Source organism: Photobacterium ganghwense (assembly GCF_003025595.1).
Lineage (GTDB): Bacteria > Pseudomonadota > Gammaproteobacteria > Enterobacterales > Vibrionaceae > Photobacterium > Photobacterium ganghwense.
Window position 1 is genome coordinate 1,269,820 of the sequence record NZ_PYMI01000001.1, and the last position, 22,522, is coordinate 1,292,341.

Consider the following 22,522-nt stretch of genomic DNA (forward strand, 5'->3'; position numbering starts at 1 on the left):
GTGAACCCTTAAATACATTAACCGAACTCGGTTACAGACCCGATTTCAGGCTGGCTTCAATAAAACGGTCTAGATCGCCGTCTAGAACTGCCTGGGTGTTTCGATTTTCCACCCCGGTACGCAAATCTTTAATGCGTGAGTCATCCAGTACGTATGAACGGATCTGGCTACCCCAACCAATGTCAGACTTGGCATCTTCATTGGCCTGCTTCTCAGCATTTTGCTTTTGCATTTCAAGCTCAAACAGTTTTGCTTTCAACTGCTTCATCGCCTGATCTTTGTTCTTGTGCTGAGAACGGTCGTTCTGACACTGCACCACAGTATTGGTTGGCACGTGCGTAATACGTACCGCAGATTCGGTGGTGTTTACGTGCTGACCACCGGCACCGGATGCACGGTATACGTCAATACGCAGATCCGACGGGTTGATATCGATATCGATATTGTCATCCACTTCCGGATAAACAAACGTCGAGGCAAAAGAGGTATGACGACGGCCGCCGGAGTCGAACGGTGACTTACGAACCAGACGGTGAACACCGGTTTCTGTGCGCAGCCAACCGTAAGCATATTCGCCGCTGATGCGGACTGTTGCCGACTTCAGACCAGCCACGTCGCCTTCAGACACTTCAATCACTTCGGTCTTGAAGCCTTTGGCTTCTGCCCAACGCAGGTACATGCGCAACATCATTGACGTCCAGTCCTGAGCTTCGGTACCACCCGAGCCCGCCTGCAGGTCAATATAACAGTCTGACGAGTCGTGATCGCCGGAGAACATGCGACGGAATTCCAGCTGTTCCAGCTTGTCTTCCAGTTCTTTCAGCTCAGGCTCGATTTCGTCAAACGTTTCCTGATCGTTCTCTTCTACCGCCAGCTCCAGCAGACCTTCGACGTCTTCAACGCCCTGATCCAACTGATCGATAGTATCTACCACCGCTTCCAGTGCCGCACGTTCCTTACCCAGCGCCTGGGCGCGTTCAGGTTCGTTCCATACATCTGGTTGCTCTAATTCTGCATTAACCTCTTCTAGACGCTCTTTCTTAGCATCGTAGTCAAAGGTACCCCCTAAGGACGTCAGTACGTGCTGACACATCCTCAAGTCGGTTTTTAATAGGATTAATCTCGAACATTGCCACTCTTCATAGCCGAAATGGACATAACCGAAGGATTCTATCGAATTGTAGATAGAATATACAGGGGGGAAGAAAAGGAATCAGCGATTTTCTTCTCCGCCTGAGGCGCTGAAACAGTGCCGTTACCACTCAGTCATACTTTGTTTACTTCCCCTTGCTCGGCTTTGGTTGCGATAGCGGATGCAAGGCAGAAAACATTACCGTGAAAAGGCAAGGGATTACAGACGCAAACGGCAGGGCTGAGCCCTGCCGTTTGCAGACGATAACATGGAGAAAAAGCGTCTTTCCGTGACAGCATGAGAACTACGCCGGACTCAACAGCAAGTGCTCATCACAACCACAGACTCGAGTGAGCGTTAACCATGCTAGTGGCTAACGCCCCTGAGTTTATACAATCCTAAGCTTTTACAGTCCTAAGATTTTACAACCCTGAGATTTTATACCCCAGATATTGTATATCCCGGAGACTTTGCCACTCGGATTCGTACTGCACGCTACAGCGCTGACAGGTGCTCCACCAGCAGCTGAACGTTACTGTTACCGCGGAACTCATTCACGTCGAGACGGTAAACCAGCTCGACCTGCTGAACCGACGCATCCGGCCAGCGGCGCAGATCGACGTTAAATGCGATCCCGTCAATCACGCTGCCCCCCGCCAATGGCTCCAGCATCATTTTCAGGTGCTTGCCGCCCACCAGTTTCTGATGCAACAAACGGAAGTGGCCATCGAACAGCGGCTCCGGGAACTGCTGTCCCCACGGCCCACCGGCTCGCAGCAACTCGGCGGTTTGCAGGTTCAGCTCCTGCGGCGTCAGCTCACCGTCAGTCAGCAATACCCCTTTGAGGGCATCCTCATCCAGCTCATTCCGGACCACCAGATCAAACGCCTTGGTAAACGCGTCAAGCTTCTCTTCGGGAATCGTCAGACCGGCAGCCATGGCATGGCCGCCAAATTTACTGATCATTCCCGGATTCTGGGTATCAATCAGGTCCAGCACATCACGCATGTGCAAGCCGGGAATCGAGCGGCACGAGCCTTTGATTTCACCGTTACCGGCATCGGCAAAGGCGATCACCGGGCGGTGATAAATCTCTTTGATGCGGGAAGCCAGGATCCCAATCACGCCCTGATGCCAATCCCGCTGGAACAGCGCCAGGCCGAAAGGCATGTCCTGCTGATTAAACTTGAGGCGCTCACAGATTGCCATCGCCTCTTCTTTCATCCCCTGCTCAATTTCTTTACGGGTCTGATTCAGGGCATCCAGTTCTGCCGCCATTCGTCGGGCCGCCTGAATGTTGTCACACAGCAGCAACTCAACCCCAAAAGACATATCGTCCAGTCGACCGGCCGCATTAATACGTGGACCGAGCGCAAAGCCTAAATCGCTGGCCACCAGCTTGGCGGGATCGCGATTTGCCACTTCAATCAACGCACGGATGCCCGGACGGCATTTGCCGGCCCGGATACGTTGCAACCCCTGATGCACCAGAATGCGGTTGTTGCCGTCCAGTGCCACCACGTCTGCCACCGTGCCCAAGGCAACCAGATCCAGCAACTCAGCCAGATTCGGCTCTGCGATCCCCTGCTCGGCAAACCAGTTGGCCTCACGCAAAGCGACACGCAGCGCCAGCATCAGATAAAAAGCCACCCCGACGCCACACAGGGATTTCGACGGAAAATCACACTCATGCAGGTTCGGGTTCACAATAGCATCAGCATCCGGCAGGGTATCACCCGGCAGGTGGTGATCGGTCACCAGCACCTGAATCCCTTTGGCTTTGGCTGCCGCCACGCCACTGAGCGATGACACCCCGTTGTCTACCGTCATGATCATTTCCGCGCCGCGGGCAGCGGCCTGCTCCACCACTTCCGGACTCAGACCGTAACCGTCATCAAAGCGATTCGGCACCAGATAATCCACATTCCGGCTGCCCAGCATACGCAAAGCCAGTACCGACAAAGCAGAGCTGGTTGCGCCATCGGCATCAAAATCTCCCACCACAATGATACGACGCTGCTCGCTGAGTGCTTGTTTGAGCAACTCAACCGCTGGCTGAATACCGTGGAGCTGGTTGTAGCTGTGCAAGCCGCGCACGCCGCGCTCCAGATCATGTTCACTACGGATACCGCGGCTGGCATAAATTCGTTGTAACAGGGGATGAACAGCATCGCTGAACTGGCTGGTATCCGCCTCGGGGCGGCGCTTAATTTCAATCATCAGGCTTATCTACTGACCGGCAGAGGTTAAATAGGCAAGGTTTCGTCTTGCTCTTTTATCGTACGCTTTCGCTGTGCTTGTAGGCACCGCCGTTTGCGCTGTGTGTTCATGTGGCTTGTTCATTGGCTTTATCAGCTTTGGCTTTTAACTGCTTGAGCCTTTACAACTTTGGGGGGTTAAAACTTGGGCTTTTATCAGCGCAACGACAGACCGCGGAGATATTATAGACAGTCGGGAAAGACGGGCAACCGCCGCGCCGGAATTTCAACCGGAAAAAACACGCCCGGAATCATCTTCCGGGCGTGGCGTTTGTACTCTTGTGACGAACTGCTTTAGCTGTCAGGTGCGGCTGTCGAGCAATTTACGCAGCATTGGGGCCGGCTGGTAACCCGGCAGCATAGTGCCGTCTTCCAGAATCATCGCCGGGGTACCGGAGACTCCCATTGCCACGCCCAGTTCGTAATGCTTGCGCACCAGATCATCACGTTTCTTGCCGTCATTCGGATTAAACGTCCCGTTCTTGGCATCGTTCATGGCTTTGGCTGGGTCACTGGCCCCCCAGATCGCGCTCATTTCACCAAAGTTACGCGAACGCTCGCCACCTCGTGGAAACGCCAGATAACGGATAGTAATACCGGCATCGTTGTATGCTTGCATCTCACTGTGCAGCTTGCGGCAGTAACCGCAGGTGGTATCAGTAAACACTGTCACCACGTATTTTTCATTTTTGGCCGGATAAACGATCATCTCATCTTCCATGCCTTTGAGCTTGTCTTTGTTCAGTTTGGCCATCTTCTGCTCAGTCAGGTTGACTGGCTCTGCGCCGTCATTCTGATACAGGTGACCAGCCAGGAAGTATTTGCCGTCATCAGAGACATAGACTATTCCCCGCTCTGTCACTACCTCATTCAACCCAGGCAGCGGCGAAGCACTGATCGTTACTGGCACTAAACCCAGCCCACTCAGTTTGCTTGTAATGGCAGCTTCGTCAGGCTTGGCTGACGCGGCAAAAGCTGTCATGGCCACCGCAGTAGCGAGTAACGTACGACCCAAAAAGTGCATTCGACTCTTTCCTTTCCTATTAGATAAAAACAGACCAAACAGGGATACCGCGCGATTGTGACCAATCGATACCCACTTGTGAGGGATAAGACCACGGGTGTCTGAAAAAATTTCAACGGAACAAAAAATTCCTGACTTGATCAGTATAACCAATCCGGCAGACCTACAGCCAGTCTTCCGGCTGAGACACCCCGCCCGGTAACCGTTTATGCGACAAAAGAAGCCCTTCAACGGGATGATTCCCGCACCATCCCTCTGTTATGCACGCGGATGGTGAGTTTCGTGCAACTGCTTGAGGCGCTCAGTGGCCACATGGGTATAAATCTGGGTGGTCGATAAGTCACTGTGTCCCAGCAACATCTGTACAACCCGCAGATCCGCACCGTAATTCAGTAAATGTGTGGCAAAGGCATGACGCATCACGTGTGGCGACAGGGTTTCGGCATCAATACCGGCCAGCACCGCATAGTGTTTAATCCGGTGCCAGAATGTCTGCCGCGTCATCTGCTTGGCACGGCGGCTCGGAAACACCACATCGGAGCTTTTCTCGCCCAGCAGCTGAGGCCGGCCGTATTGCAGGAACTGAGTGATCCAATCAATCGCGTTCTCCCCCATCGGTACCAGGCGCTCTTTATCGCCTTTACCGATCACCCGGACCACCCCCTGACGCAAGCTGACATTTTCCATCGTCAGGCTGACCAGCTCAGTCACACGCAGGCCGGTAGCATACAGCAGCTCCAGCATGGCTTTGTCTCTCAGCTCCAGCGGATCGTCCGTGTTCGGCGCCTCCAGCAGGGCATCAACCTGGGCTTCGGTAATGTCTTTCGGCAGGCGCTTGGGCAGTTTCGGGCTCACCAGCATCGCACTCGGGTCATCATCACGCAGCTTTTCCCGGTGCAGGTACTGATACAGGCGACGAATCGCCGACGCCATCCGGGCCCGGGATGTCTGCTTGTACTCGGCATCAAACAGCCACTGTTGATAGCGCTGTAAATCGTCTGCCGATACGGTTATCAGGGTCAGCCCCTGGTCATCAATCCAGCCTTCGAGCTTTTTGAGATCGTTGCGATATGACGCTAGCGTGTTTTCCGACAAGCCGCGCTCCATCCACATTGCATCGAGAAACCGCTCGATAATCACTGCCTCGTTTTCCACTACTACCTCGAACACTTTATTGCCTGAACACCATGCGCCTGAACACAATTCCAATGAAACACTGCGCACCTAAAACACTGAGCAAGTGAAACATATGTACCTGAAAAACAGGCACCTGAACGATTGTGAGCAAGTACAAACACATGGATAAATAAACAGTATCTGTATAGTAGTCGATTTTGACCAAAAATGTAATGGCAGCCGTTATGGCCGCTATTTTATGTCGTTCCGCCAGCGCATGGCATAGAACCCGTAACCTTAACGTCGGGACCAGCCTGCGATAACCAAATACAGTAGTGACCACGCGGTAGAAGGTCGATAGATCACGCCGTCATGCCGCCACAACCACCGACAGTAACTTTAACTGGCAATCAGGGGATGGGGATAGGTAAAATCCCGTTATCACTTTTTTGTAAAATATTGGATACGCAGCATGAAGATTGGCCTATTCTACGGCTCAACCACCTGCTATACCGAAATGACCGCAGAGAAAATCCGCGAGTGTATCGGTGCGGAGCTGGTTGAGGTGTTTAACGTAAAAGAAGCAGACCTGACCGCCATGAACCAGTACGACATGCTGATCCTGGGAATTTCGACCTGGGACTTCGGCGAGTTGCAGGAAGACTGGGAAGCCATTTGGGAACAGCTTGACGGTCTGGATCTGACCGGCAAAACCATTGCCCTGTTTGGCCTGGGTGATCAGGAAGGGTATACCGAGTGGTTCCTCGACGCGATGGGTATGCTGCATGACAAACTGCTGCCATCTGGCGCAAACTTTGTTGGCTACTGGCCAAATGAAGGCTATACGTTTGAAGCGTCCAAAGCCCTGACCGAAGACGGCAAGTTCTTTGTCGGCCTGGCACTGGATGAAGACAGCCAGTACGAACTGAGTGACGAGCGTATCACAAGCTGGTGTGAGCAAATCCTGACGGAATACAGCGAGACACTGTAAGCGCTGCTGTGTGGAACCCAGGATAAAAAGACAGAAACAAAAACGGGATGCCTGAGCATCCCGTTTTTTATGTTCGGATCGTCTTGGATGGACGGGCCGTTATGCCGCAGAGGCTTCGCTTTGTGACTCTGGCGAACCAATGAAGCGAGTCACAACCAGTGCCAGTGCCGTTGGCAGTACCCACGCCATGCCATAGTCAAACAGCGGCAGGATATTCAGCGCGCTTAGATCCATGCCGATAAATTTGCCGGCATCAATCAGGCTGAACAACAGTGATACCGACAGCACCACACGGTATGCCAGACGCGGATTTGGCAACCAGCGACGCACAAAAGTCAGGGCCACCAGCGCGACTGCCACCGGATACAGCGCAAACAGAACCGGAATTGACAGGGAGATCAACTGGCTCAGACCTACGTTGGCGATTACCGCACAAACCACGCCCAACAGCACCACCCATTTTTCATAAGACAGCTTAGTCAGTGAGCTGAAGTAATCAGAACACGCACTGATCAGGCCAATGGCTGTTGTCAGACAGGCCAGCAGCACAATCGCAGACAGGATCAGTTGACCTACCGGGCCAAACAGTGCCTGTACATAGCTCGCCAGGATAGTCCCGCCATTGTCAGCACCTGCCGCCACTGCAGAGCTGGTCGCCCCCAGATAGAACAGTGACACATAGACAAATGCCAGACCCGCAGCAGCAATCAAGCCTGCGTAAACCAGATAGGTACAAGTGGTTTTTTCGTCAGTAATGCCTTTGCTGCGAATCACATCGACAATCAGCATCCCGAACATCAAGGCCGCAAAGGTATCCATAGTGTTGTAGCCTTCCAGGAAGCCTTTGGTGAACGCCATGTTCGCGTACTCACCCTGAGCCGCCTGAATCTCCCCCTGAGGGAACAGGAAGACAGCCACCGCCAGAACAGCCAGTACCGCAAACAGGGCAGGCGTCAGGAACTTACCGATAGTGTCAATCAGCTTACCGCGAGACCATGCAAAGAACATCGCCACGGCAAAAAACAGAATCGAAAACAGCGTCAGGCTGACTTGACCTGCTTCAGGGATAAACGGCTTCACCGCCATTTCGTAAGCCACAAGACCTGTACGCGGTGCTGCAAAAGCGGGACCAATAATAATGAAGATCAGCACAGCCATCAGAGTCGCCACTTGCGGTGGCAGATCACGTGTCAGCCCTTTCCAGCCCCCACCGGCAATCGCTACCGCGATAATGCCGACCAGTGGCAGACCCACCGCGGTAGACAGGAAACCAAACATGGCCGGTAGCAGATTATCACCCGCCGCCAGACCGGCCTGCGGAGGGAATATGATATTCCCGGCGCCTAAGAAGAATGCGAAGGTCATAAAACCTATCGCCATGATATCAGTGACTTTGAGTGACTTTTTCAAACTGCACCTTCCACTCTTACGGATTAATGTTGTGTTAGCGTTTTGCTTATATTTTTAATATCGAGATCACAAAAAATGAAAAGCTGAATGTGACCTTGCTCGCAGCATAATGACGAAAAAGCATTCAATAAGCAAGGGAATAGACAAAAACACCACAATCTTTGGCTGTCCACCTTTGAAACCAGAATATCAAACCAAAATCAAAACCTAGTACGGAACTATAAACCACCACATACGCATTCGATAAAAGATCACCATCAGAATTAAAACCTATTCAACAACCTGTTAACAGCTCATCACTGAACTTGCTTCTCTTTTTTGACGCGTTACTATCATCTGCAAAATTGTGACAGAACCTCAAACAACCATGGCAAAAGGCTTCACCTTCAAACAATTTCACGTCAATGATCACGGCTGCGGAATGCCGGTCAGCACCGACGGTGTGCTGCTGGGGGCCTGGGCGGAATTACCTCCCAGTGCACCGCACGTACCCGACCTTGCTGGTCAGGACAGGAAGACCGCCACAAAAAATACGGTACTGGATATTGGGACCGGCAGCGGTCTGCTGGCTCTGATGGCAGCCCAGCGTACGACTGAGCACACGACGGTGACCGCCATTGAGCTTGATGCCGGTGCTGCCCTGGCTGCACAACACAATTTTGCCGATTCCCCCTGGTCGTCTCGCCTGACGCTAGTCAATGCTGATGTGCAAACCTGGGCGACAGCGCAGCCAGCCGGGGCGTACCCAGCCATTGTCTGTAATCCACCGTATTTCAACCACGGGGAGCAGGCTGACTGCCAGGCCAGGGCCACGGCACGCCACACCGACAGCCTGACCCATCAGGCCCTGCTGACCGCCTTGCGGCACTTGCTGGCCCCGGAAGGCACCGCCAGCCTGATTCTGCCGGATTATGAAGGCCGCCAGTTCATCGCTATGGCAGAGACCTTTAAGCTCCATTGCCGCAAGGTATGTGAAGTGCGCACGACCGGGAACAAACCGGTCAGCCGCTTACTGATCGCACTGTCCCCCACCGCCGGGGCGTGCCTGAACGAACAGCTGGCGATCCACCATCAGGGAAGCTATTCAGCGGATTTTATTGCGCTGACACAGGCGTTTTACCTGAGGATGTAACCCTGCCGGACAGAAACGGACGCCATCGCCGGCAGTTTTTTGTATATTTATCGGTGATAGTTACGCCAATAATCACTATAATGCCGCCCCTTGCCGCCGAAGCGATAAGCGGCAAATAAACCGGAACCACAACGAGACGCCCCATCAGGGCCGTCGTCCTGCATTCCCGAGGAGAATTGACTGGTGAGAAACTTTTCCGAATTAGAATTAGATAGTGAGCTGTTGCAGGCCATTGAAGAGATCGGTTACGAGCGCCCAACCGCGGTCCAGACCGAAGCAATCCCACACGCACTGGACGGGCGGGACGTGCTGGCTTCCGCTCCTACCGGCACCGGAAAGACCGCCGCGTTTCTTCTGCCAATGCTGCAGCATTTGCAGGACTTCCCGCGTAAGAAGCCGGGGCCTGCACGCGTACTGGTACTGACGCCGACCCGTGAGCTGGCCATTCAGGTTGCCGATCAGGCTCGCGCCCTGGCTAAGTACACTTCGCTGAAAATCTTCACGATTACCGGCGGTATTTCTTACGACGAGCACGCCGAGCTGCTGGGTAAAACCCAGGATATCGTTGTGGCCACGCCGGGCCGTCTGATGGAGTACATCGAAGCTGAGCGCTTTGACTGTCGCGCCATTGAATGTCTGATTCTGGACGAAGCCGACCGCATGCTGGACATGGGCTTTGGTAAAATCGTGGAACGCATTCACAATGAATGTCGCTGGCGTCGCCAGAGCCTGCTGTTCTCTGCCACTCTGGAAGGGAAAGGGGTTCGTGACTTTTCACAGGGTATTTTGAATGAGCCGGTAGAAGTCAACGCTGAGCCGCCGCGCCGTGAGCGTAAGAAAATCCACCAGTTCTACTACCGTTGTGACGATATGGCGCACAAACTGGCGCTGTTGCAGGAAGTACTGAAAGAAGCGGATCGCACCATCATTTTCGTCAAAACCCGTGAACGCCTGGCCGAGCTGCGCGATCAACTGGCATCGATGAAAATTAATTGCTGCTGGCTACAGGGTGAAATGGCTCAGGCATCGCGTAACAACACGATCAACCGTTTCCGCTCTGGTGACATCAATATCATGCTGGCGACCGATGTCGCAGCCCGTGGTATCGATCTGCCGGATGTGAGCCATGTGATCAACTTCGACATGCCACGTACCGCAGATGTCTATCTGCACCGTATCGGCCGTACCGCCCGGGCTGGTAAGAAAGGCACCGCAGTCTCACTGGTTGAAGCGCACGATCAAAGCCAAATCGAACGTGTAAGCCGCTACATGAAAGAAGATGTGCCGGAGCGCTTCGTCGAAGGTATGCGTCCGAAACACAAGAAAGCCAGTACGGTGAAGAAGAAAAAGAAAAAAGACACAAAGAAAAAAGATGCCAAAGGCACTGCAGCGAAAAAGAAGAAAGTAAAAAAGTAACGACTCTTCCGTAATTTGCTGGACACGTGCTCCCTCTTACTGACGGGGCACCCGGATCAAAAAAGGCTGGTTTCGACCAGCCTTTTTGTTTGCCTGCGGATTGTTCATCCACGGCCTGTGTGCCGCACGCTCCACTTTCCTGACGTCCCGGATTTCCCGGATATATCAGAAACAGCCCGGTTTATTGCTCTTCGCGCTTAAACACCAGTTCCGTTGCCGTCGACTCCGCCGGTACAAAATAATAGCCAGCGGTATCAAAGGCTTTCAGGCCTTCAACCGAATCCACTTTGTGATCCAGAATGTAGCGCGCCATCATGCCACGCGCTTTTTTGGCGTAAAAGCTGATAACTTTGTAGGTGCCGTTTTTACAGTCTTTGAACACCGGGGTAATAATCTTGCCCGCGATTTTCTTCGGCTTCACCGCTTTGAAATACTCGTTGGAAGCCAGATTCACCAGCACATCGTCACCTTGTGCGGCTAACGCGGCATTCAGCTTATCTGTAATGATATCGCCCCAGAACTGGTACAGGTTCACCCCACGCGGGTTTTCCAGTTTCGTCCCCATTTCCAGGCGATACGGCTGCATCAAATCCAACGGGCGCAGCAGGCCATACAGACCAGACAGCATGCGCAGGTGTTGTTGCGCATAGGCAAAACCGTCTTCATCCAGCGTTTCCGCTTCCAGCCCGGTGTAGACATCACCTTTAAATGCCAGGATCGCCTGACGGGCATTATCAGTGGTAAATTCCGGTTGCCACTCAGCAAAACGGGCCGCATTCAGGCCGGCAATTTTATCGCTGACTTTCATCAGGCTCGCAATTTGCGCCGGGGTCAGTTCGCGACACACTTCAATCAGTTCAGCCGAATGTTCAGTCAGCTCCGGCTGGGTGTAAGTCTGGGTCGCCAACGGCGATTCATAATCCAGGGTTTTGGCCGGTGATACCACAATTAGCATAAGTTGTTCCTTTATCAGGCGCTCAGGTCCGACAAAATGGTAACAGCATTGCAAAAAAAAACCACGCGTAATCCGCGTGGTTTTTCCTATCAGAACCATCTGCTTGGCCGATGGCCAGTGTGGTAAGTGGTGGTGACCAGGAAGCGCTTACTGCTTACCGGACTGGTCCCAAATCCCTTCTTCTTCCAGCTGAGCATGCAGCTCCGGATAATCATTGCTGTCGAAGGTCGGCACTTTGCCTTGCTCCAGCTGCTTGTTATAGTCCCGCGCCAGCTTCACCACCGTACCGGACAGCAGCACAATGGCTATCAGGTTGATGATGGCCATCATACCCATCGACACATCGGCCATCGCCCAAACGGTCGGCAGATCCGCCATTGCACCAAACATCACCATACCCAACACAACTAACCGGAACAAAGTCAGACCCGCTTTGTGGTTGTGTTCCAGGAAGATCAGGTTCGTTTCAGCGTACGAGTAGTTAGCCACCAGCGAGGTAAACGCAAAGAAGAAAATCGCCACGGCAATGAAAATCGATCCCCAGCCGCCAACCTGTGAACTCAGGGCGCGCTGAGTCAGCTCAATACCGGTAATTTCGCTGTGCGGCACATATTCGCCAGACATCAGAATAATGGCAACGGTCGCCGAGCAGATCACGATGGTGTCCATAAACACCCCCAGCATCTGCACATATCCCTGCGAGGCCGGATGCGGCGGGTAAGGCGTGGCCGAGGCAGCCGCATTAGGTGCCGATCCCATCCCAGCTTCGTTTGAGAACAGGCCACGTTTCAGGCCATTGATCATCCCTTGGGCAATGGTGTAACCCAACGCCCCCGAGGCCGCTTCTTCCAGCCCGAAGGCGCTGCGGAAAATCATCCCCAGCACATCCGGCAGCTTCTCAATATTCATCATCAGAATGAACATCGCCAGCACCAGGTAACACAGGGCCATGGCCGGAACCAGAATTTCAGCTGTACGGGCAACGGCACGCAGACCACCGAAAATGATCACACCCGCCATAATGACCAGACCGATCCCGACATACATCGGGTTCCAGCCAAACGCGACATTCATCGCCTGAGAAATAGAGTTCGCCTGAACCGAGTTAAACACCAGACCGAAGGCAATGATCAGGCAGATTGAGAAGGCGACCCCCATCCAGCGCATGCCCAGGCCTTTTTCCATGTAATAGGCCGGGCCGCCACGGTAGTTTCCATCGTCATCGCGGGTTTTATACAACTGTGCCAGTGCACTTTCAGCAAACGCCGTGGCCATGCCCAGCATCGCAATCAGCCACATCCAGAAAATCGCCCCCGGACCACCCAGTGTCAGCGCGACGGCCACACCGGCCATGTTGCCGGTTCCCACCCGTGCTGCCAGGCTGGTACATAATGCCTGAAACGACGAAATACCTGCCTCGTCAGACTTTCGGCTGTTACGCATGACACTGAACATGTGACCGAAATGACGGAACTGGATGAAGCCCAGGCGGTAAGTGAAATACACGCCGACCCCAATCAACAGATATATCAGGACGGAGCCCCACAACAGATCATTCAAAAAGTTAATCTGACTTGACACGTCAACCCCTTTCAATTCATTCGAACACTGACGACTGCGACATAAAAATGGCAACCGTCAGGAAAAGACAAATGTAGCCTCAGCCAAACGGGCAAACCGCCGGAACAACGGAGAGTGCTACAACCTTAGTGTTATTATTTGATAAATGGCAGCGAAAGCCGGTTGCAGAGCAACATTCAGACCTTCACTTAGCGCAGTTAGCTTGTTATTGATTTGTAAATAACGGCCGGTTCTGTCGACAACCGGTCGTACCGATTGCACTTGGGCTAACTGCAGATGGGCGGTGATCATGCAAACTTACCCCTCAAAAATCAATATCTCATCCCTAAATTATTGGCGGATGACATGCTTTATGCCTGTCAGGTGCTTATAAATCGCCCCTGCATCCCGATTTTGAAACATCAGGAGGTCACCCCAGGTGGTGAAATATTCCGCAAGCCAAACGTTTTTGCGAGGTTTGACACATAAAACATTCATCAGCTGGCAACAATTGTGAAACACTTCAATTTTATTTTTAGGCCTGTTGTGATATTTAACTACTGACCGATTGTGAGGAAGAGGTGCTCTATGGACAGTTACGCATTCGATGACATTCTTGCAACAGACATGCCGACCCGAAGCTCACGCAGCAAGCCTGTGAAACGCAAGTGGCGGGAAATTGAAGCATTGAAGGACAAACAAAGACTACGCCGCGAACTTGCTGATATCGACATGTTCCGCGATTTATCAGATGACGAATTAGATCTCTAATCTAATCCACAGCTTACCGAAAAAGAGTCGGCCTGTGCCGACTCTTTGTGTTTACCTGGTTACGTACCAACACGCCACGCTTTTCCTTTTGTCGGTCACTCGCGCCCCGGCCCGTATTCCGGGGCGAATTCCCTCACCCCGGTCGATTCAGCGTTTGGCTCATGTCAGAGGCCGCCTCTATTAACGACTAACAACTAACGACTAACTACGGGGTGTGATCAATTACGGACTGCCACTGACTATGGCAGGCGCTGCAGACGCTCTGACAGCGCGCGATACCGTTCGGCGACCTGAGAGCCAAACAAAGGATCGCACTCGCACTGTGAGTATTGCCCGGACACGGCAAGCCAGTCATCTTTGGTGAAGTTAGCCCGGATCCGCGGAAAGACATTCTGCTCTTCAAATTCCAGGTGAGCCCGCTGCCGGGTGACAAACGCGTTCAGCTTGTCGGCAAATACATCAAGCGGCACAACCGCATCCATCAGGATCATTTCGACGGTATCTGAAAACTCGTGGGTCAGCTGAGCCAACTCCTGGTGCTCCCGCTCCAGACTGGCCATGTCACCCTGATCATCGGCATAGTGGCTCTGATAATAGTGGTAAAGAATATCTTCTTTCGGGTGGTGGCACTGTTCTGCATGGCTTTGCAGGTAATCCACGATCTCTTTGATCAGCGTGTAATTCACCGTCTGTCCCTGCCGAATAGCATCCAGCTTTTGTTGCAAAATATTGAGCAGACGGATGATATAACCATGCTCAGTGTGAATGTCATCCAACATCATTGTCGTTACCTCCCAGTCATCTTTCCATTACTGAAAGTGTAAGCACAGAATGGCATCCCCACCTTGATCCCGATTAGCAAACCCGCAAAAAGATCACACTTTCATCACAAATCACTCAATTAGGTACGATCGGCTAACATCCAGTTAATCGGCGATTTATTCATCTGCTCCAATAACTTATTGGTCTGAGAGAAGTGCTTGCAGCCGAAGAATCCGCGATACGCGGAAAGCGGTGACGGATGCGCTGAATGCAGCACATGGTGGCGGGCAGTGTCGATTTTCTTCCCTTTTTTCTGCGCATGGGCTCCCCAAAGCAGGAACACGACCCCCTCGCACTGCTGATTAATCACTTCAATCAAGCGGTCGGTGAACGTCTCCCAGCCGATCTTGGCATGCGAATGCGCTTTGCCCTGCTCCACCGTCAGAACCGTATTGAGCAACAACACGCCCTGCTCGGCCCAACCTTGCAGATAGCCGTGCTCGGGAGCCGTGAAGCCCGGAATATCGGTCGCCAGTTCTTTATACATGTTTGCCAGCGACGGCGGCACTTTGATTCCCGGCCGAACGGAAAAGCTCAAACCGTGCGCCTGCTCTGGCCCGTGATACGGATCCTGGCCCAAAATAACGACTTTCACCTGCTCCAGCGGGGTGCTGTTCAGCGCGCTGAACACCTCCGCCTCGGGAGGATAAATGGCTTTGCCGGACTCACGCTCAGCCGCCACAAAGTGCTCGATTTGCTGAAAGTAAGGCTTCTCGCGCTCAGCCGTGATGACTTGCTGCCAGGTCAGCGGTTGGCTCATATCATGCTCCTGTCATGTGATTGAGCCGCTATTGTATAGCCTTCCGCAGACAAAAAAAGCGCCCGCAGGCGCTCTCGATTATTCCGGTTGCTGACGTACTTTGGAACGGACTGGCGTTCGCCAGTGGCCACGTCCCTGGATATGACGGTATGCCTGAGGCAATCGGGATATGCCATAGCACAGGATCATCATCTCAGTATTCATAGTGCCTCCTCATTCTTGCGGCCAATGATCACTGAGACAACCTATGAAAAAAGGATGCCAAAATAATTAACCATTAATAATCAATATATTAAGTATCTGACACCTTTTTTTCCCGCAACTCGTGCGCCGAGGTGGGGCGCTCATGCGCCAAACCTGCACATCTCAACCCGAGATTATGCAGGTCGCTGCTATAACCGTCAGACCCGTTACGATGCCGGGATGAAAGCACGCAGGGTCGCGATCTCCTGCGCCCAGATATCCGGATTGATGGTTTCCAGCACCAGCGGAATGTTATCGAACCGGCTGTCCTGCATCAGATAACGGAAACAATCCCAGCCGATTTCCCCTTCACCCAGGCTGTGATGGCGATCCAAACGACTGCCCAGCCCGCCTTTCGAATCATTGAGATGCATACCGCGCAAATAGTGCATGCCGACAATCTGATCAAATTCGGCAAAGGTCTGATCGGTCGCGGTTTCAGTGCGCAGATCATATCCGGCAGCGAAAGTGTGGCAAGTGTCGATACACACACCGACCCGACTTTTATCCTCAACCTGCGCAATAATTTCAGCCAGATGCTCAAAACGCCAGCCCAGATTCGTCCCCTGACCCGCCGTGTTCTCAATTACCGCCACAACATCCGGCACCACCTGATGGGCCAGGTTGATCGATTCTGCAATCAGCGACAGGCAATCGGCTTCACTGATTTTCTTCAGATGACTGCCGGGATGGAAATTCAGCAGGGTCAGCCCCAGCTGCTGGCAACGTTCCATTTCATCGATGAACGCCGCGCGCGATTTCTCCAGCTTATCCGCTTCCGGAGCACCCAGGTTTATCAGGTATGAGTCATGAGGCAAGATGGATTCGGGCCCGAAACCATATTGCTTACATCGCGCCTTGAACGCAGCCACAACATCTGCGGTCAGTGGCTTGGCCACCCACTGCCGCTGATTTTTGGTAAACAGGGCAAAGGCGTTTGCGCCAATCTGGCGGGCATTTTCCGGGGAATGATGTACACCACCGGCGGCAGATACATGTGCGCCAATTAACTTCATGGCTCTCCTACTCAATCTCGTTACTGATTAACGTTTGCGACGACAATTCTGACACTGTCGACTCACATTTTTCTTAGGGTTAGTGATTTAACCCCGCTTATTTTGTAGTAATTTTACAACAAAATAAGCGTTCAACTATTTTTTAATGTTGACAAAAACAATTACAAAGCCAGTTTATTTAAGGGTTGATTGACCAAGCTCAAAAAATCAGCCTTATTTTATTTGTGGTTTTTTGTGGTTATTTGATCTAAATCAACACAGAAAAAAGGGGCTCGGGGTATATAATACGCAGCTCGACACGAAAATCGAAAAAATTAACGACATCCCCCTGAAGGAGAAAGCCATGATCAAGGGTATTCAAATCACTAAAGCGGCAAACGATGATCTACTGAACTCTATCTGGATCCTGGACAGCGACAAGAATGAAGCGCGCTGTGTAGCCGCTTCAGCAGGCTTTGAAGCCGACCAGGTTGTTGCCGCTACTGATCTGGGCGACATCGAGTACCGTGAACTGCCAATCGAAGCACCGGCAAAAATCGAAGGCGGCCAGCACCTGAACGTGAACGTTCTGAAGCGTGAAACGCTGGAAGATGCCGCGAAGCACCCTGAAAAGTACCCTCAGCTGACAATCCGTGTTTCGGGTTACGCTGTGCGTTTCAACTCGCTGACAACTGAGCAACAACGCGACGTGATCGCTCGTACTTTTACCAGCACGCTGTAATCGCCAATCTGGTTATGCCCAGCTTGGGCAACCCGCCTTAGGCACCCGAAATAAAAAAACGGCATCTTGGATGCCGTTTTTTGTTACCTGCCGTTCTGCGCAGGCTTATTGTACGTCGCGTAGCACCACTTTTAGCTGGGCAAAGTCATTATCACGCTCCAGCGACAGCAGCTCCATGGCGTTATGCTTAGCCAGTGGGGTGGGTAGTGGGATGTCTTTGCCCAGAATGTCATCCACCACTTCCTTAAATTTGGCCGGATGGGCGGTACACAGGAACAGCCCCGTTTCACTGTCTGCCAGTTGCTCATTCAGCACGCGGTAAGCAATAGCACCGTGAGGTTCACACAGGTAACCTTCCTGCTCCATCTGACGCAGCGTGTCGGCGGTCTGCTCATCATTCACCGCGCCGTAACCCAGGGTATCCAGCCCCCACCCCTGCTTGTGGCACAGCTCCTCGATACGCGGCCAGTTGTTCGGCTGGCTGACGTCCATCGCATTAGACAGCGTCGGTACGGTCGGCGTCGGTTCCCAGTTACCGGTTTGCAGGTAACGTGGCACTGTATCATTAACGTTGGTGGCCGCGATAAAACGCTTCACAGGCAAGCCAATCGCCTTGGCCAGCAAGCCCGCCGTCAGGTTACCGAAGTTACCGCTTGGCACGGCAATAACCAGCTCCTCGCGCTCAGCTTTTGACAGCTGTGCCACCGCTTCAAAGTAGTAGCAAATCTGCGCCAGCAGGCGGCTGATATTAATAGAGTTCGCCGAATTCAGACCCACTTCCTGACGCAGTTCAGCGTCGTCAAAGGCCTGTTTCACCAATGCCTGGCAATCATCAAACGTACCGTTAACGGCGACCGTGGTGATGTTGTCACCCAGCGTACAGAACAGTTTTTCCTGCAGCGGGCTGATTTTTCCTTTCGGATAGAGAATGACCACTTTGATGTTGTCCATGCCAAAGAAAGCATGGGCAACTGCCGCGCCAGTGTCGCCGGATGTCGCGGTCAGAATCGTGATCTTGCCGTCACGTTCAGACACCGCAGCCAGTGACTGAGCCATAAAGCGGCCACCGAAATCTTTAAACGCCAGAGTCGGGCCGTGGAACAATTCCAGCGCGTATACCCCCTCTTTTACTTTGGCAATCGGGGCCGGGAACTGGAACGCATTACCAACCATTTGCGCCACGGTTTCCGCCGCCAGTTCGTCACCGATAAAGGCCGATAAAATGCGCGTGCTGCGGCTGATAAAGTCTTGCTCCAGCAGAGCATCCACATCATCAAAAAACGGCAGCTCAGACGGGAAAAACAGCCCTTGATTCGACCCCAGTCCCTGACGGACCGCCTGGCCAAAAGAAACCTGTTCCTGGTGATTTTTTAAGTTATATAGCTTCATGGTTACAGCTCACTTCCTGTTACTTTCGAGCCCTGACTGTCAAGACGACAGACATGGACAAATCCTTCATCGTTCTGAACATAATGATCTTGCAACCATCGTGCAATACGCTGGGCAACGTCAATGTCATTACAGATGCTAAACATGGTCGGTCCGGAGCCGGAGATCCCGCTGGCCAGCGCCCCTGCTTCCAGCGCATATTGCCTCGCCTGGGCAAATCCCGGCAATAAGCGTTCACGGTATGGCTCCGCCACCACATCTTTGATCATTTTTGCGGCCAGCTCAGGCTGCTGCGAATGACAGGCGTGGATAAAGCCTCCCAAATAACGGCCGTGGGCAATAACGTCCTGACGGCGGTACTGCGACGGCAAAATTGCGCGCGCTTCTGCGGTGGGTACTTTGATCCCCGGATACGCCATCACCCAGTACCAGTCGTCAAAACACGGGACTTCCTGGCTGATGATGCCCAGCTCTTCCACCATAAACTGCAACCCGCCGAGGTAGCACGGCGCGACATTGTCGTAGTGCAGGCTGCCTGAAATTTCCGCTTCCATCTCGCCCATCAGGGCCAACAGTTCCGTTTCTGTCAGCGGCAAATCGTGGTAGTGGTTTAACGCATCCAGCGCAGCCACAATGGAACAGGCACTGGAACCCAGTCCTGAGCCAATCGGCATGTTCTTTTCCAGCGTCAGGGCAACCGGTTTTAGGGTCTGGCCTTTTTTGTCCAGTTCCCGGGCAAAGACCTGCCAGCAGCGGTACACAATATTTTCTTCCGCCTGCTGTGGCAGTTTGTCCACAAAGCGGCCGATACACTGCAGCGAGAAGGGCTGCTCTCCGGCAGCCACTTTCACCCGGTCCCCCAGTAATGTGCCGTCCAGCGGCGATACGGCCGCCCCCAGCACATCAAAACCTACGCTGACGTTCCCAATTGACGCTGGCGCGTAAACAACAACACTCATTTTATACTCCTAGTTTCCAGCCCAACGTCCGCATCAGATCCGCGAATACCCCGGCCGCCGTTACTTCAGTACCGGCTCCGTAGCCACGCAGCACCAGTGGGATTGGCTGGTAGTAGCGGCTGTAGAATGCCAGGGCATTTTCGCCATCCTTGATCTTGAACATAGGATCATCGGCATCCACGGCGGCAATGCGCACAGCACACTGCCCCTGATTAATTTCACCCACATAGCGTAGCACTTTCCCTTCTGCGGCTGCTTTTTCAGACAGCTCGGCAAAATAGGCATCGGCTTGCGGCAGGCGCGCCATAAACTCGTCATTACTACCACTGGCATCAAAGCCCGGCGGTAGTGCCTGTTCTACCACTACATCATCCAGTTCCAGTTCCAGACCGGACTCACGGGCAAGAATAAGCAGCTTACGCGCCACATCCATGCCGGACAGATCATCACGCGGGTCTGGCTCAGTAAAGCCATTATTGCGCGCCACTGTTGTCGCTTCACTGAAGCTCATGCCTTCATCCAGCTTGCCAAAGATGTAAGACAGTGAGCCGGACAAGATACCGCTGAAGCGCTCAAGCTCATCACCGGCTGCCATCAGGTTCTGCAGGTTTTCGATAACCGGCAGACCGGCACCCACAGTGGTGTCATACATGAACTTACGACGCTTGGAGCGGGCCGCCTGACGCAGCTGCTGGTAGTATGCCATGCTGGCCGTGTTGGCTTTCTTGTTCGGTGTGATGACGTGGAAACCGGAGGCCAGGAAGTCCGCATACTGCTCGGCAATGCCCTGATCCGACGTACAATCGATCACCACCGGGTTGATGATATGGTTGCGTTTCACCAACTGGATCATTCGCGCCAGACTCAGCGGCTCGCTGACCTGACCCATCAGATCACGCCAGTTTTCCAGAGGCAGCCCGTTGCTGTCCATCAGCATGCCACGGCTGTTGGCCAGACCACAAACCCGAATCACGATGCCGTTGTCGGCCAGTTTCACCTGCTGGCGACGGATCTGCTCGACCAGCTCACCGCCCACGCCGCCAACGCCGATAACAAACACATCCAGGAAGTGCTGGCTGTTAAACAGGTTTTCGTGACAGGCTTTCACCGATTCCGACACTTTTTCATCCGGGATCACCGCAGAAATCGCGCGCTCCGAAGACCCCTGAGCAATGGCCACAATGTTGACGTCCACTTCTGCCAGTGAGGTAAAGAACTGAGACGCCACGCCACGAGAGGTACGCATACCGTCACCCACCAGCGTTACGATCGCCACGTTATCCATGAACTCGACCGGCTCCAGCAAGCCTTCTTTCAGTTCCAGTTCAAAGTTGTTGTGCAGGGCTTTCTCGGCCGCAACTTTGTCATCGCTTTCAATACAGAAGCTGATGCTGTACTCCGACGATGACTGAGTGATCAGAACAATCGACACCCCGGCGGATGACATCGCGCCAAAGACTCGGGCCGCCATGCCGACCATTCCCTTCATACCCGGACCGGAAACGTTCACCATGGTCAGGTTTTTCAGCGTGGTGATGCCTTTGATATCCAGCTTGTCTTCGCCGGTATCCTGACCGATCAGCGTACCGGCCCCCTGCGGGTTAAAACTGTTTTTGATTAGGCAGGGAATGTGGAACTGGGCAATCGGAGCAATGGTTTTCGGGTGCAGTACAGAGGCGCCAAAATACGACAGCTCCATCGCTTCCTGATAACTCAGGGATTTCAACAGACGGGCATCCGGTACCAGACGCGGGTCACAGCTGTAAACACCGTCCACATCGGTCCAGATCTCACAGCAGTCAGCACGTAGGCAGGCTGCCAGCACAGCGGCTGAATAGTCAGAGCCGTTACGCCCCAATGTGACCAGTTCGCCTTTCTCATTGCCTGCGGTAAAACCCGGCATAATGTTGACATGGCCTGCCGGTAACGGCTGATTACGGAAGTTCTGAGTGGATACTTCGATATCCACATGGGCTTCCAGGTAATCGCCGTGCGCTTTCAGGTAAACCACAGGGTCAATCAGGAAGGCAGCCTGACCGCGGGCTTCCAGCAGAGATTTCATTGCCGCAATCGACAGCCGCTCTCCCTTGCTGATAATACGGGCATAAACATTGTCCGGACACAGCCCCAGCAGCTTAATCCCGTGTACATACTGCTTCAGCTGACCCAATGAGCTGGCCAGTTTCGCATCCAGTGCCGCCTGATCGAACTTAGGTTCCAGCGCTTTCAGGCCGGCAAACAGATCTTTAAAGACCGATTCCAGGTCAGCCAGTTGTAACTCGGCTTCACCGTAAGCAATGGTATTTTCGATAACGGACACCAGCTTATTGGTGACCTTGCCCGGAGCCGACAGCACGACAGACACGTCTTCCTGCTGGGCGTTGTTAAAAATGATGTCGCCTGCACGCGCAAAGCGTTCTGCATCGGCCAAAGATGAACCGCCAAATTTTAATACTCGCATTCCCTACTCCCAACTTCCTCAATCTTGCCCCATCTATGACCTGTCCGGGGATAAAAACATGGTTAAAAAAAAGCCCACACCTTGGAGGGGTGTGGGCTTTTTTTGTGCGATTCTTATTCGTCGTGCATCAGCCCACCCCAGCAACCATGGTGCCGGTAATAATAATGGTGGTGGTGTTCATGCTGATGACGTTGTGCATTGCAATCCTGCTACTATGCCTTTGAATTAGTATTTATCTACGTTTACCGGAAAGCTTTTGATGAGTCAACCATCAATTTCATCCCATTCTGGCTTTTAATTGCCACAAGCGCATAAAAAACAGCCGCAAAGGGATATAACGAAGACAGAAAATCAACGCAATTGATTGCAGTCACTCGGCTCAGGAT

At 52.9% G+C, this 22,522-nt stretch carries 19 protein-coding genes and 1 other annotated feature; of the genes, 5 read left to right on the forward strand and 14 right to left on the reverse strand.

Going from position 1 to position 22,522, the window contains the following annotated elements; genetic code table 11:
* Positions 1–31 precede the first annotated feature (31 nt).
* The 4 genes from prfB to xerD form a co-directional block, all read right to left on the reverse strand.
* Positions 32–1,130 (reverse strand): peptide chain release factor 2 gene (gene prfB / locus C9I92_RS05565; protein ID WP_107193815.1). Its coding sequence is split into 2 segments (ribosomal slippage): positions 32–1,054 and positions 1,056–1,130, totalling 1,098 coding nucleotides; the frame shifts between segments, so codons are not numbered across the junction.
* Between the two features lie 497 nt (positions 1,131–1,627).
* Complete coding sequence (gene recJ / locus C9I92_RS05570) at positions 1,628–3,352, reverse strand: single-stranded-DNA-specific exonuclease RecJ (protein WP_047886464.1); 1,725 nt, start codon at positions 3,350–3,352, stop codon at positions 1,628–1,630.
* A 339-nt stretch (positions 3,353–3,691) separates the two neighbouring features.
* Positions 3,692–4,414, reverse strand: a complete 723-nt coding sequence (gene dsbC / locus C9I92_RS05575; protein WP_047886463.1) for a bifunctional protein-disulfide isomerase/oxidoreductase DsbC — start codon at positions 4,412–4,414, stop codon at positions 3,692–3,694.
* A 258-nt stretch (positions 4,415–4,672) separates the two neighbouring features.
* Entirely contained in the window at positions 4,673–5,569 is an 897-nt protein-coding gene (xerD, locus tag C9I92_RS05580; RefSeq protein ID WP_047886617.1) for a site-specific tyrosine recombinase XerD, read from the reverse strand.
* 433 nt (positions 5,570–6,002) lie between these two features.
* On the opposite strand from xerD, the gene fldB reads away from it, so the two are divergent.
* On the forward strand, positions 6,003–6,521 hold the full coding sequence (gene fldB, locus C9I92_RS05585) for a flavodoxin FldB (RefSeq protein ID WP_047886462.1): 519 nt from the start codon (positions 6,003–6,005) through the stop codon (positions 6,519–6,521).
* A gap of 99 nt (positions 6,522–6,620) precedes the next feature.
* Here the strand turns inward: fldB and brnQ are convergent, their stop codons facing one another.
* On the reverse strand, positions 6,621–7,931 hold the full coding sequence (brnQ, locus tag C9I92_RS05590; RefSeq protein ID WP_047886461.1) for a branched-chain amino acid transport system II carrier protein: 1,311 nt from the start codon (positions 7,929–7,931) through the stop codon (positions 6,621–6,623).
* A gap of 367 nt (positions 7,932–8,298) precedes the next feature.
* Between brnQ and C9I92_RS05595 the strand changes: the two genes are divergently transcribed.
* Positions 8,299–9,063: a tRNA1(Val) (adenine(37)-N6)-methyltransferase gene (locus C9I92_RS05595; protein ID WP_047886460.1), complete on the forward strand. Its 765-nt coding sequence runs from the start codon at positions 8,299–8,301 to the stop codon at positions 9,061–9,063.
* Between the two features lie 183 nt (positions 9,064–9,246).
* Positions 9,247–10,479, forward strand: a complete 1,233-nt coding sequence (gene srmB / locus C9I92_RS05600) for an ATP-dependent RNA helicase SrmB (RefSeq protein WP_047886459.1) — start codon at positions 9,247–9,249, stop codon at positions 10,477–10,479.
* Between the two features lie 181 nt (positions 10,480–10,660).
* On the opposite strand, the gene yaaA is transcribed toward srmB, so the two are convergent.
* Together yaaA and C9I92_RS05610 are read right to left on the reverse strand one after the other, a co-directional pair.
* Positions 10,661–11,434, reverse strand: coding sequence for a peroxide stress protein YaaA (yaaA, locus tag C9I92_RS05605; protein ID WP_047886458.1), 774 nt, complete (start codon positions 11,432–11,434; stop codon positions 10,661–10,663).
* A gap of 147 nt (positions 11,435–11,581) precedes the next feature.
* On the reverse strand, positions 11,582–13,015 hold the full coding sequence (locus C9I92_RS05610; RefSeq protein ID WP_047886616.1) for an alanine/glycine:cation symporter family protein: 1,434 nt from the start codon (positions 13,013–13,015) through the stop codon (positions 11,582–11,584).
* A 567-nt stretch (positions 13,016–13,582) separates the two neighbouring features.
* Between C9I92_RS05610 and C9I92_RS05615 the strand changes: the two genes are divergently transcribed.
* On the forward strand, positions 13,583–13,765 hold the full coding sequence (locus C9I92_RS05615; protein WP_047886457.1) for a DUF3545 family protein: 183 nt from the start codon (positions 13,583–13,585) through the stop codon (positions 13,763–13,765).
* 239 nt (positions 13,766–14,004) lie between these two features.
* On the opposite strand, the gene C9I92_RS05620 is transcribed toward C9I92_RS05615, so the two are convergent.
* From C9I92_RS05620 to nfo, 4 genes are all read right to left on the reverse strand, one after another.
* A complete protein-coding gene (locus C9I92_RS05620) occupies positions 14,005–14,547 on the reverse strand; it encodes a hemerythrin domain-containing protein (protein ID WP_047886456.1) in 543 nt (180 codons plus the stop codon).
* Positions 14,548–14,666: 119 nt separating this feature from the next.
* Positions 14,667–15,347, reverse strand: a complete 681-nt coding sequence (ung, locus tag C9I92_RS05625) for a uracil-DNA glycosylase (protein WP_047886455.1) — start codon at positions 15,345–15,347, stop codon at positions 14,667–14,669.
* A 78-nt stretch (positions 15,348–15,425) separates the two neighbouring features.
* Entirely contained in the window at positions 15,426–15,551 is a 126-nt protein-coding gene (locus tag C9I92_RS25755; RefSeq protein ID WP_273858543.1) for a hypothetical protein, read from the reverse strand.
* Between the two features lie 206 nt (positions 15,552–15,757).
* Entirely contained in the window at positions 15,758–16,606 is an 849-nt protein-coding gene (nfo, locus tag C9I92_RS05630) for a deoxyribonuclease IV (RefSeq protein WP_047886454.1), read from the reverse strand.
* Positions 16,607–16,949: 343 nt separating this feature from the next.
* Between nfo and grcA the strand changes: the two genes are divergently transcribed.
* On the forward strand, positions 16,950–17,327 hold the full coding sequence (gene grcA / locus C9I92_RS05635; RefSeq protein ID WP_047886453.1) for an autonomous glycyl radical cofactor GrcA: 378 nt from the start codon (positions 16,950–16,952) through the stop codon (positions 17,325–17,327).
* 105 nt (positions 17,328–17,432) lie between these two features.
* Here grcA and thrC read toward each other — a convergent pair whose 3' ends face one another.
* Genes thrC through thrA form a run of 3 tightly spaced genes read right to left on the reverse strand, consistent with a single transcriptional unit; the run spans position 17,433 to position 22,136 of the window.
* Positions 17,433–18,716: a threonine synthase gene (gene thrC, locus C9I92_RS05640; protein ID WP_047886452.1), complete on the reverse strand. Its 1,284-nt coding sequence runs from the start codon at positions 18,714–18,716 to the stop codon at positions 17,433–17,435.
* A 2-nt stretch (positions 18,717–18,718) separates the two neighbouring features.
* Positions 18,719–19,675, reverse strand: coding sequence for a homoserine kinase (gene thrB, locus C9I92_RS05645; RefSeq protein WP_047886451.1), 957 nt, complete (start codon positions 19,673–19,675; stop codon positions 18,719–18,721).
* A 1-nt stretch (position 19,676) separates the two neighbouring features.
* A complete protein-coding gene (gene thrA, locus C9I92_RS05650) occupies positions 19,677–22,136 on the reverse strand; it encodes a bifunctional aspartate kinase/homoserine dehydrogenase I (protein WP_047886450.1) in 2,460 nt (819 codons plus the stop codon).
* A 63-nt stretch (positions 22,137–22,199) separates the two neighbouring features.
* Positions 22,200–22,325 (reverse strand) — a sequence feature (Thr leader region).
* Between the last annotated feature and the right edge of the window lie 197 nt (positions 22,326–22,522).

Coding starts and splice junctions, on each gene's coding strand:
- fldB (WP_047886462.1), top strand. CDS start 6,003: ATGAAGATTGGCCTATTCTACGGCTCAACCACCTGCTATACCGAAATG.
- recJ (WP_047886464.1), bottom strand. CDS start 3,352: ATGATTGAAATTAAGCGCCGCCCCGAGGCGGATACCAGCCAGTTCAGC.
- grcA (WP_047886453.1), top strand. CDS start 16,950: ATGATCAAGGGTATTCAAATCACTAAAGCGGCAAACGATGATCTACTG.
- C9I92_RS05620 (WP_047886456.1), bottom strand. CDS start 14,547: ATGATGTTGGATGACATTCACACTGAGCATGGTTATATCATCCGTCTG.
- yaaA (WP_047886458.1), bottom strand. CDS start 11,434: ATGCTAATTGTGGTATCACCGGCCAAAACCCTGGATTATGAATCGCCG.
- ung (WP_047886455.1), bottom strand. CDS start 15,347: ATGAGCCAACCGCTGACCTGGCAGCAAGTCATCACGGCTGAGCGCGAG.
- thrC (WP_047886452.1), bottom strand. CDS start 18,716: ATGAAGCTATATAACTTAAAAAATCACCAGGAACAGGTTTCTTTTGGC.
- thrB (WP_047886451.1), bottom strand. CDS start 19,675: ATGAGTGTTGTTGTTTACGCGCCAGCGTCAATTGGGAACGTCAGCGTA.
- C9I92_RS05595 (WP_047886460.1), top strand. CDS start 8,299: ATGGCAAAAGGCTTCACCTTCAAACAATTTCACGTCAATGATCACGGC.
- nfo (WP_047886454.1), bottom strand. CDS start 16,606: ATGAAGTTAATTGGCGCACATGTATCTGCCGCCGGTGGTGTACATCAT.
- dsbC (WP_047886463.1), bottom strand. CDS start 4,414: ATGCACTTTTTGGGTCGTACGTTACTCGCTACTGCGGTGGCCATGACA.
- thrA (WP_047886450.1), bottom strand. CDS start 22,136: ATGCGAGTATTAAAATTTGGCGGTTCATCTTTGGCCGATGCAGAACGC.
- C9I92_RS05615 (WP_047886457.1), top strand. CDS start 13,583: ATGGACAGTTACGCATTCGATGACATTCTTGCAACAGACATGCCGACC.
- C9I92_RS25755 (WP_273858543.1), bottom strand. CDS start 15,551: ATGAATACTGAGATGATGATCCTGTGCTATGGCATATCCCGATTGCCT.